8 protein-coding genes and 1 pseudogene are annotated in these 11,187 nt (G+C 40.3%); 5 read left to right on the top strand and 4 right to left on the bottom strand.

Annotation, left to right across the window (positions count from 1 at the left end; genetic code table 11):
• Position 1: 1 nt before the first annotated feature.
• From LS74_RS05330 to LS74_RS05320, 3 genes are all read right to left on the bottom strand, one after another.
• Positions 2-628 carry an NAD(P)H-dependent oxidoreductase gene (locus tag LS74_RS05330; protein ID WP_034584758.1) on the bottom strand — a complete coding sequence of 209 codons (627 nt, stop codon included), beginning with the start codon at positions 626-628 and terminating at the stop codon, positions 2-4.
• Positions 629-667: 39 nt separating this feature from the next.
• Positions 668-2,470 carry a translational GTPase TypA gene (typA, locus tag LS74_RS05325; protein ID WP_002956736.1) on the bottom strand — a complete coding sequence of 601 codons (1,803 nt, stop codon included), beginning with the start codon at positions 2,468-2,470 and terminating at the stop codon, positions 668-670.
• A gap of 77 nt (positions 2,471-2,547) precedes the next feature.
• Positions 2,548-3,996: an aminotransferase class V-fold PLP-dependent enzyme gene (locus LS74_RS05320; RefSeq protein ID WP_034584761.1), complete on the bottom strand. Its 1,449-nt coding sequence runs from the start codon at positions 3,994-3,996 to the stop codon at positions 2,548-2,550.
• A 432-nt stretch (positions 3,997-4,428) separates the two neighbouring features.
• On the opposite strand from LS74_RS05320, the gene acnB reads away from it, so the two are divergent.
• The 5 genes and pseudogenes from acnB to LS74_RS05295 all read left to right on the top strand — a co-directional run bounded on the left by acnB (position 4,429) and on the right by LS74_RS05295 (position 9,719).
• Positions 4,429-7,008: a bifunctional aconitate hydratase 2/2-methylisocitrate dehydratase gene (gene acnB, locus LS74_RS05315; protein ID WP_034584764.1), complete on the top strand. Its 2,580-nt coding sequence runs from the start codon at positions 4,429-4,431 to the stop codon at positions 7,006-7,008.
• Positions 6,998-7,195: a hypothetical protein gene (locus LS74_RS05310; RefSeq protein ID WP_034584766.1), complete on the top strand. Its 198-nt coding sequence runs from the start codon at positions 6,998-7,000 to the stop codon at positions 7,193-7,195. The genes acnB and LS74_RS05310 overlap by 11 nt, the downstream gene beginning before the upstream one ends.
• Positions 7,188-7,805, top strand: coding sequence for a sulfurtransferase-like selenium metabolism protein YedF (yedF, locus tag LS74_RS05305; RefSeq protein WP_034584770.1), 618 nt, complete (start codon positions 7,188-7,190; stop codon positions 7,803-7,805). Before LS74_RS05310 ends, yedF begins: the two co-directional genes overlap by 8 nt.
• 76 nt (positions 7,806-7,881) lie before the next feature.
• Positions 7,882-8,913 (top strand): annotated as a pseudogene (gene selD, locus LS74_RS05300) (selenide, water dikinase SelD); the annotation flags it as partial.
• A gap of 113 nt (positions 8,914-9,026) precedes the next feature.
• Positions 9,027-9,719 (top strand): hypothetical protein, encoded by a 693-nt coding sequence (locus LS74_RS05295; protein ID WP_034584774.1) that lies wholly within the window; start codon positions 9,027-9,029, stop codon positions 9,717-9,719.
• A gap of 65 nt (positions 9,720-9,784) precedes the next feature.
• Here LS74_RS05295 and xseA read toward each other — a convergent pair whose 3' ends face one another.
• The gene (gene xseA / locus LS74_RS05290) at positions 9,785-11,038 is read right to left on the bottom strand and encodes an exodeoxyribonuclease VII large subunit (protein WP_034584776.1); all 1,254 of its coding nucleotides are present in this window, start codon (positions 11,036-11,038) and stop codon (positions 9,785-9,787) included.
• Positions 11,039-11,187: the final 149 nt, after the last annotated feature.

Below are 11,187 nucleotides of genomic sequence, written 5' to 3'. Positions count from 1 at the left end.
CTTATTTATATTCCACCAAGTCATCAAGTGAGATTCTATATCGCGGTTGTTGCTCCTTACCGCGATAGCCAAAGCACACAATAAGGCTCACCTGCTCTTTAAATGGATCAAGCCCGTAGAGTTTTTCCACCTCCCTTTTCTCATAGCCCTCAATATAGCAAGTATCAATCCCTAAGAAACTCGCATAGGCTACCATATAAGTCGCCATAATATAAGCCTGTTTGCTACTCCAATGATAAAGCGACTCACCAGAATCTAACCCCCGCTCTTTCAAGTATCCACCCAAGCGATCACAAAATGCCTGATACGCACCCAAATCCATTTTGCGTCTAAAGGTATTTTGCTTTGTATATTCACTTGGCGGGACTAAGTCATTTTGCAAACTTTTAAAGATGACAACTTCACTTGCTGTTGTGATTTGAGGCTGATTCCAGCATAATGGACGCAAAGCCGCTTTTGCCTCATCGCTACGCAACACAAGTAGCCTTGTAGGCTCTAGCCCAAAGGAGCTTGGCGATAATCTGCCCACTTCTAAAATCTCATCAAACACTTCTTTTGGAATCTTTTTATTCTCATCAAAAAGTTTGCACGAATGGCGGAAATATATAGATTCTAAAAACTTATTCATCACTCACTCCTTATGTAAATTTAAACAACACGCAAAACCCTACTTCGCCTTTGCTCTCTTACGCATATTTGGCTCTAGAATCTTCTTGCGGATTCTAATATTTTGCGGTGTTACCTCTAAAATCTCATCATCTTCTATCCACTCTAATGCTCTCTCTAGTGTCAGTTCTCGCGGTGGCACAAGCTTAATGGCATCATCACTCCCACTTGCACGCATATTTGTCAAATGCTTTGCCTTAATGGGATTAACATCCAAATCATTATCGCGGCTATGTTCGCCTATTACCATACCGATATACACTTTAGTTTGCGGGGCTACAAATAGCACACCCCGCTCCTGTATATTAAAGAGTGAGAATCCTGTCGCCTCGCCATTTTCCATAGAGATTAACGCACCATTTTTACGCGATTCCACCCCACCGCTAAATGCCCTAAACTCTAAAAAGCTATGATTCATCACGCCCTCACCCTTTGTATCCGTCAAAAACTCACTACGATAGCCTATAAGCCCTCGTGCGGGGATTTCAAACTCTAGCCTTGTGTAGCCATCACTCATAGGATTCATAGCTTTCATTTCCGCCTTTCTCTTGCCGAGCTTCTCAATAATCGCCCCGCTAAAATCCTGCGGTGTGTCAATGACTAAATGCTCAAAAGGTTCAGTTTTCACGCCATTTTCTTCTTTGACAATCACTTCAGGGCGTGAGATACTAAACTCAAAGCCTTCACGCCTTAGATTCTCCGCTAAAATGGTAATTTGCAACTCCCCTCTTCCGCTTACCTTAAATTTCCCTTCACCCATCTCTTCACATCGCATAGCAATGTTTGTTTGCATTTCTTTTAACAGCCTATCTTTGATTTTATTTGCTGTTACGTGTTTGCCCTCTAATCCCGCCAAAGGACTATCATTTACCGCAAAATACACGCTCATTGTAGGCTCTTCTAAGTGCATAGGATCAAGCGGCATAGGATTATTAGGACATACGATAGAATCTCCCACATCAACGGCGTTAAATCCAGCAATGGCTACAATATCCCCCGCTTCAGCAGATTCTATCTCTGTCCTTGCTAATCCCATAAAGCCGATGAGTTTGCTTATACGCCCTGTCTCTTTCTCGCCATCGCTTTTTGCAAGCATTACATTCTCACCCTTTTTCACGCGTCCATTAAACACCCGTGCAATGCCGATTTTACCTACATAGTTGTCATAATCAAGTGTGAAAACCTGCATTTGCAGCGGATTATCCGCACTTCCACTAGGCAGCGGCACATACTCTAAAATCGCTTCAAATAATGGCTCAAGATTCTTTTTAGCATCATTTAAATCCTTAATCGCATAGCCATCACGCGCAGCCGCATAAATTACTGGAAAGTCAAGCTGCTCATCTGTGGCGTCCATTGATACAAATAAATCAAACACTTCATCTACCACCCTATCAGGCTCGGCAGCGGGTTTATCGATTTTATTCACCACCACAATGGGGCGGATTCCAAAGCTTAGAGCTTTTTTGACAACAAATTTTGTCTGCGGCATAACGCCTTCTTGTGCATCTACAAGCAACAAAACGCCATCTACCATTTTTAGCACTCGCTCCACTTCCCCGCCAAAATCGGCGTGTCCGGGCGTGTCAATGATATTTATCTTTGTGCCTTTGTAGTTTATGGCTGTATTCTTTGAAAGGATTGTAATGCCCCTTTCTCGCTCCAAATCGTTAGAATCCATTACCCTTTCATCAACCTGCTCTCTCTCGCCAAATGTCCCAGACTGACTTAAAAGCCCATCTACTAGTGTAGTTTTGCCGTGATCTACGTGTGCTATCACAGCGATATTTCGTATATTTTGCATTGTGTTTCTCTGCTTTCATTCAAAAATTAAAGGCGGCATTCTATTATAAATTACCCTTAATAATCATTAAATATTTATCAAAATTGCCATTTTTCTCCTCTCTCACCGCGAAGGATTTTTACACAAGATTTAATAGATTCTATAAGGTATTCAATATCCTCCAAAGTATGTGTGTAGTGGATACTTACTCGCAACCACATAGGCTTTTTATCCTTGCTCCCATTACCTAAAAGATAATGCCCATACGGACCAGCACAACTACAACCAGCACGCGTTTGTATGCCATATTTCTTGCTTAAAAGCATTGAAAGATTAAGAGGTGAGATTGAGCCAATATTAAAACTCACAATGCCGAGTCTCTCCACCTTTAAATCCCCATAAATACTGACTGCTGGAATTTTTTTAAGCTCGTGTAAAAATATCTCCATAAGCACCCTTTCCCGCCTTTTTATCCACGCAAAGCCAATCTCATTTCGCAATGAATAAGCCAAAGCCGCACGCAGTAGCCCCAAAATATCAGGTGTCCCAGCCTCCTCTCTTAAAGCCTCATCATCAATAAAAGAATGTGTCATATCATTAGCATACTCCATCGTCCCACCTCCAGCAAAGCTTGGTGGAATTTGCGTATCGCATAAGTTTTTTCTTATTGCTAAAAGCCCACACGAGCCAACCCCACCCAAAAGCTTATGCGGTGCGAAAAATCCAGCATCATACAAATAAGAATCTACCTGCATATAAGATGAAGAGCTTGCCATATCAAAGGCGATAGTGGCTTTATTTTCACGCAAAAGTTTGCTATAAGATTCTATGGGAGCAAGCAATCCTGTTACATTTGAAGCCACACTTAAAGACGCAATGATTTTTTCATCTTTAAGATTCTGTAATATCTTTTTCAAATGCCCTACATCAGGTAGCCCTGCCTTGTCAAAGCCTATTTTGTGGATATGACATAGCCCCTCCCTAAAGCTTATCTCATTTGAATGATGTTCAAACCCACTAAGAAGCACACAGGGCAGATTCAAAGTTTTTGTTTGCCTGTCATATATCCGCAGTTTTTCAAGTAATGGATTTTGTGAAGCACAATTTTTTTCATCATTTAAGCCTTCAATTCCTTGAAAAAATAAACCAAAATGTGCCAAACTCTTTGGAGACATATATATCCCCATAAGCTCTTGAAATTTTTTAATCCCAAAGCTCGCTCCACTCCCTCCAGCAATCAACACAAACTCATCATCTAGCCCCAACATCTCTTTTAATCGCTCTTTTGCCCTTTCATAAATTACACTCATAAATGCCGAATGCGTGGTAAAACGCGAATGAGTATTAGCATAATAGGGTAGAATAGAATCTATGCGTTTTTCAATCTTTTTATACGCCAAACCCGAAGCGGTAAAATCAAAATAACGCTGCCCTTTAGCAAGAATGGTATTTGCTCGTAGCTGTGTGAGCAAATCACCATCATCAAGCAACGGGGCAAACAAACAATCTAAAAGCTTATCATAATGTCGCTTTTTATAAATCTGCATTATTCCTACTCCTATCATTTCTATTGCGTATAGCATTACACAAATCCATACAAAATCGCAGATGTTTTAGAATCCTTGCTTTCATTTAGATATGAAATCTAGTAATCTTTAGAATCTACCAAAAGTCTACCAAAAATCTGTAATGTTACTTTATGTATCGCTTTTAAACATATTTTCCAAGCACCACATACAAAAAGCCTATATACACGAATATATCAGCCAAAAACTACTTTGAAAAATGACTTAAAATCCGCACAAACACAATACAAAAATAAATAACTTAAAAGAATTTTGGGAAGTTTTGAAGCTCACTTTTGGATAACTTTCACTTTACTTTCCTGCTTGTTTGGTATTTTTGTTATACAATTTGAGCCAAACCATTATACAGAGTTTTGGTTTCCATATAACAACACAAAAAGCAAGGAGAATGCAATGAGAGAAGAGTTTGAGCAATTTATAAGAGACTATGACGCACATAGCAAAGAGCGTGCTACACAGGGCATCCCCCCTTTGCCCTTAAGCCTATCCCAGACACAAAATGCCATTGATATGTGTAAAGATTCTAGCCTGAGTGCCGTGCATAAGGCATTTGCTAAGGAGCTTATTATCCATAGAGTGAATCCGGGCGTTGATGCCTCAGCCCAACTCAAAGCGGAGTTTTTAGGGGCGATTTTGCTTGAAAATAAGCAAGATTGGGGCTTTAGCCAAGCTGAAGCAGTTACTTATCTAGGCACAATGCTTGGAGGCTATAATGTCGATCCTCTTATTCAAGGGCTTTCTCTTAATGATAATAGCCTAGCAAAAGCTTGTGCGGAAGCCTTAAAACACACACTTTTAATTTATGATAATTTTGAAAAAATCGCTACCTTAAACACTCCGCTTTCACAGGAGATTATCCAGTCTTGGGCAGATGCAGAGTGGTTTAAACGCAAAGAGGGCTTACAAGAAAAGATTAAAGTATGTGTGTTTAAGGTTGATGGCGAAACAAACACAGATGACTTAAGCCCAGCAGGTGATGCTTTCACTAGAAGTGATATTCCACTTCACGCCAAAGCAATGCTAAAAAGTCGTATAGAAAATTTTGAATCTCGCATTGAAAATGCTAAGAAAAAAGCGCAAGAAAATAACGCGATTGTAGCTTATGTGGGTGATGTTGTGGGGACAGGAAGCAGTAGAAAATCTGCGTGTAATTCTATTATGTGGCATTTTGGTAAGGAGATTCCGTTTATCCCAAATAAAAAGAGTGGTGGCATTGTCATTGGTAGCGTAATTGCACCGATTTTCTTTAATACTTGCGAAGACAGCGGTGCGTTGCCAATCGTTGCTGATGTGAGTGAGCTAAAAAATGGTGATATTATTGAGATTGACACGCTTAAAGGCGAGATTCATAAAGATGGCAAGGTTGTAGCAACTTTTACGCTTAATCCCATAACACTTGCTGATGAAATCCAATCAGGTGGTAGAATCCCACTCATCATCGGCAGAGGCTTAACCGCAAAAGCAAGAGAATATCTCAAACTTCCTAAATCCGATGTGTTTAAAGAAGCTAAACAACCAGCTCCAAGCACAAAAGGCTATACATTAGCACAGAAAATGGTGGGTCGTGCGTGTGGCGTTGAAGGTGTGCGTCCGGGCAGTTATTGTGAGCCAAAGACAACAACCGTTGGTAGCCAAGACACCACAGGTGCGATGACACGCGATGAGATTAAGGAACTTGCCGCATTAAATTTTGGGGCGGATTTTGTATTGCAAAGCTTCTGCCACACCGCAGCCTATCCAAAACCAGCTGATGTGAGCTTACACGCCACTTTACCAAACTTCATCTCCGAGCGTGGTGGTGTTGCCCTGCACCCAAAAGATGGCGTGATTCACTCGTGGCTTAATCGTATGTGTCTGCCGGATACGGTTGGGACAGGCGGGGATTCTCACACGCGTTTCCCTATTGGTATTAGCTTCCCGGCAGGAAGCGGCTTAATCGCGTTTGCTGCGGTTACAGGCTCTATGCCACTTGATATGCCAGAATCTGTGCTTGTGCGGTTTAAAGGCAAACTCAATCCGGGTATTACACTGCGTGATTTGGTTAATGCTATTCCCTATTATGCGATTAAGCAAGGGCTTTTGACCGTTGAAAAGAAAGGTAAAAAGAATATCTTTAGCGGACGGATTCTAGAGATTGAGGGCTTAGGTGATTTGAAAGTTGAACAAGCCTTTGAGCTAAGTGACGCAAGTGCGGAGCGAAGTGCAGCGGCGTGTAGTGTAAGGCTAAATAAAGAGCCGATTATTGAATACCTTAGCTCAAATATTAAACTTATAGAATCTATGATTAAAAATGGCTACCAAAATGCTGAGACTTTGCAACGCAGGGCAGATAAAATGAAAGAGTGGATTAAAAATCCTGTGCTTTTAGAGCCAGATGACGATGCGGAGTATGCAGCCATCATTGAGATTGATTTAGCTGATATTAAAGAGCCTATTCTTGCGTGTCCAAATGACCCAGATGATGTAGCAACTTTGAGCGAGATTCACGCTAATCCAAAACGACCTAAAAATATTGATGAAGTCTTTATTGGAAGCTGTATGACAAATATCGGGCATTTTAGGGCGTTTGGTGAGATTGTCAAAAATGAAGGGCAAAGCAAAACACAAATTTGGATTGCCCCACCGACAAAAATGGACGAAAAGCAACTCGCAAAAGAAGGGTATTTCTCACTCTTTGGTGCGGCAGGAGCTAGGCTTGAAGCTCCGGGTTGTAGTCTATGTATGGGGAATCAAGCACGAGTACGAGATAATGCTGTGGTATTCTCTACTTCAACGCGAAACTTTGACAACAGAATGGGCAAAGGTGCGCAAGTCTATCTTGGTAGTGCGGAGCTTGGCGGGGTGTGTGCTATGCTTGGTAAGCTTCCAACAGCTGAAGAGTATCTACAAATCGCTCCACAAAAAATTGATGATAAGAAAGAAAATATCTACACTTATCTCAACTTCCATCTTATGCAAGATTTTGCCCTTTAAACTTTTGGAATCTAGCCTTAAATCTACAAGGCTAGATTCTATATTTTCATTTAGCTCCACATTGAAGTCATACTTTCACGCAACACAAGCCTTTTTTCTCATAAAAACTTCTAATTTCTTTCAAAAATTAATGTATAATGCCACTTTACAAACAAGAATCTCCCCTTTTAAGGATTTTTATGAATAATACTATCCAAATTGATGTGCGTGATTTACCCTGCCCCGAACCTGTTGTTAAAGCTAAAAAAGCACTCGTTGGTGTCAATGAGCATTCCTTAAAACTCCACAGCTATGAAATTATCGGCAATTCCCCTTCATCAAAAGAAAATCTTAGCCGTTTTCTTAAGACTGAAGGCTTTGAGTTTGAGATTGGGCTTGGGCGAGATGAGCAGTTTATCATCTTTCTTAAAGGTAAGGTGGGTAAGCTTAGCAAAGAATCTAAGGATAAGATCATTCCCAAAATGATGCTTATTAAAAATGATCGCGTAGGCGAAGGGGAGCTTGGCGGTATGCTGATAAATGGCTTTATCAAATCACTTTTGCAAACTGAAGTTTTGCCGCATAAGATTCTCTTTATAAATCGCGGTGTTTTACTTACAACGGATAACAAAGAAGTAGATAATACAGAAATTGTGGAAGTTTTAAAAGAGCTTGAAAAGCAGGGAGTTGAGATTTATTCCTGTGGCTCGTGCTTAAGCTATTTTGCTTTAACCGAACGCCTTAAAGTCGGTATGATAGGCAATGCCATAGATGGCGTGCAAAATATGCTAACAAGCGATAGTCTCATCTCTCTTTAATTTTATAATAGGATTATATATGGCAGATTCAGATTTAACGCAACATATTCAATGTGCTGGGTGAGCGGCTAAAGTCGGTCTGGAAGATCTATCACAAATCTCTAGCCAACTCACCCAAAAGCCAAGTCCATTGTTACTTGCAGGGTTTGAAAACAATGAAGATTGTGGCGTTATGCTCTATAATGAAAATGATGAATACGCTATGCTTTCAAGTGTGGATTTTATCACGCCTGTGGTTGATGACCCATATATCTATGGACAAATTGCTGCAGCAAATGCGTTGAGCGATATTTTTGCTATGGGGGGCATTGCAAAAAGTGCTTTAAATCTGCTGATGTGGGATAGCACACATTTTGATGTCAAAGTAGCAAATGCTATTTTAAAAGGTGGGCTAGATAAGATTACTGAATCTGGAGCATTGCTCCTTGGCGGACATACGATCAAAGATACTGAGCAGAAATATGGACTTTCTGTTAATGGAGTGGTGCATAAGAATAGAATTTGGCGGAATAATACCGCACAAGAAAATGATGTCTTAGTGCTGACAAAGCCGCTTGGGAGTGGGATTCTCACCACAGCAATTAAAGCAAGAATGCTTCACAATCAAGAAGAAGTTATAAAATCAATGGCAATGCTTAATCTCTATGCGATGCAAGTCGCTCAAAACTATGAGATTCACGCCTGCACGGACATTACAGGCTTTGGGCTTATAGGACACGCGCTTGAAATGTGTCGTGCAAATATAACGAAAAAATCGCATTCCCCTTTGCTAGATTCCACGCAAAATTCTCCTTATGATAAAAGCATACTCTTTTACACGACACAAATTCCACTTTTTGAAAACACAAAAGGGCTATCAAAAATGGGAATTGTGCCGGGTGGCTCGTATGAAAATAAAAATGCCTTGTCCCATCAAGTGCAGATTCAATCACAAATAGATGATGATATTTTTTACTATGACGCACAAACTTCAGGCGGACTGCTCTTTGCCTTGCCATTTGCTCAAGCTAAAGCGTTTGTCTATGACTTACGCAAGGCTGGAATCACCTATGCAAATATTGTTGGTGAGATTCTACCTAAACGAGAAAAGGCTATTATTTTAGGCTAAACAAAACCCACTTGACATTAGCACAAAAGAGAGCAAAAACAAGGATTTCATTTAATTCTTCATAGATTCTGCCGATGTTCTCAGCTAGAATCTTATTGAGCTTGGAGAATAGTATGCAGTTTAATATGATAAACACTTTGGTGCGGAAGTTTTATGTTCTCAAAGAAGAGGGTTTTGTAGCAAATCAAAACTATAAAGATGATCTGCAAAATCTCCTTGCCAAAGAGGAATTTGCTATTTTTAACGCTATGTTTGAAGCTGACAATCTTGATAAAGCCATTGATAGTATTAAGCGTTCTTACACTAGTGGCAGGGCAAATAAGCAATATGTCATCAATATCTTATCAGAGCCAAAAATCACACAAATCGCCTCTGTCCTACTCAAAGGCTCAAAGCCAGAAACCCTTGAAAAAGCTATCCGCATAAGAGAAAATGTAGATAAAAATAGCGTTGTATTCCTAGATCTCATTAAGGGCATTGAAGAAAAGCTTATCACTTTTCTTGTCTCACGCGTGAGTAAATTCCCCCCTAGCACTTCGCCAGATGATTATCTTAAAACTCTCGCCCAAAAGGAAATCAATATCAGCAATGTTGCACGATATTTTGGTGGCGATTTTGAAAAAGCCTACCTTGATGATAAGGGTGTGGGCAAGTCATATTTTGAGTTTCTTACTTGCAAGGTGCTAATTAAGTATAAATTTATGAATATAGAAGACGCTCAACGCCTACTTCTTGTGTTTATTTGGAACTCAATCCCTGCCTTTAGGACAAAAACCCGCGTTACATCTGTAGGTAGCACACGCTAGGATTCTACTTTAGAATCTAGTGTTGAATCTAGTCCTATTTGCCTTATCATCTATTCTGTTTTACCCTACTCCACGCGTTTGGCAAATATATGCGAATCTAAATCGCTAAGCTCAAACACTTCATCAACAGCAATATCTTGTAAAGCACAGACTTTTTGCTCCTTGCTTATTTGTGCGTAGCCATTCTTACATAGTGAGCGTGGATTGCTCACTTTTAGGGCTTCAAAAAGCCGCTCGCATTCCATTTGTGCGTGAGTGAGCTTTCTCTCACACGCCATATCTATGAGCATTTTTACCCTTTCAATCTCTCCTTGCTTTTTTTCTAAAACATTCCTAAAATTTTCCACAAATACTTGCCCTAGAGCCTGAATCTGCTCTGTCTTATTTGTGTATTGTGCGTGAAAATTATAGAGTTTAAAATACTCCTTGAGTTGCCCTATCAATCCCTGCTTTTGCCCCAAATACCTTTCAAACACGCTGGAATACGCACCCATCATCTCATCAATAATCCGCAAAAACTCAAACTTATCGGGCAAAAGCATTTCCATTGCCGCTGAAGGCGTAGGTGCTCGTAAATCCGCTACAAAATCGCTAATAAACACATCTACTTCGTGTCCCACTGCTGATACAATAGGCGTTTTAGCCCTATATATCGCCTCTGCCACACACTCTTCATTAAACGCCCACATATCCTCCACACTGCCCCCACCTCGCCCTAAAACAATCACATCAAAGCCTTCTTTTGTGCCAAAAAAGCTATCAGCTAAAGCTAAATTTGCCACAATACATTCCTTAGCATTCTCCCCCTGCACAAGCGTATCAAAAAGCGTGATATGCACATTCTCCCAACGCTTGCGTGCCACTTTTAGCATATCCTCTTTTGCTGCTCCGGTAGCTGAAGTCAGCAGGGCAATGCGTTTAGGAAACTTCGGCATAGGCTTTTTGTGAAAAGATTCAAAATAGCCCTTAGCTTGAAGCTTATTTTTAAGATTTTCAAATGCCAAAGCAAGCTCACCAACCCCAGCAAGAGCAATACTCTTACACAAAATCTGATACTCCCCCTTTTGTGTATAGACACTTACACTCCCCATAATGACGACACTCTGCCCCACTTCAAGGCTTATCTTTAGCCCCCTAGCATTCCCTTTAAACATCACGCATTTGATACTTGAGCTTTCATCTTTAAGGCTTAAATAAATATGTCCGCTCGTATGCACCTTAACACTGCTAATCTCGCCTTGCACGCACACATCTAAAAAAGTCTGCTCCAAAATCGCCTTGATCTGTGTGTTTAGCTCACTAACCTTTAATGCTTTCATTAAACTTCCTTGATGAATAGTTGTTGTTTTATATTGACTTATCGCAGATTCTACCACAGGCTAACTTTTAAAGACTTTTGCCATAAATTTATGGCATTTTTGCTACAATGACATCTCATTTCCTAAAACTATCTTAAAATCAAAGGTTT

The sequence above is a fragment of the Helicobacter magdeburgensis genome (genome assembly GCF_000765825.2).
In the GTDB taxonomy this organism is placed as follows: domain Bacteria; phylum Campylobacterota; class Campylobacteria; order Campylobacterales; family Helicobacteraceae; genus Helicobacter_C; species Helicobacter_C magdeburgensis.
This window is presented reverse-complemented; position numbering and strand designations above follow the sequence as displayed.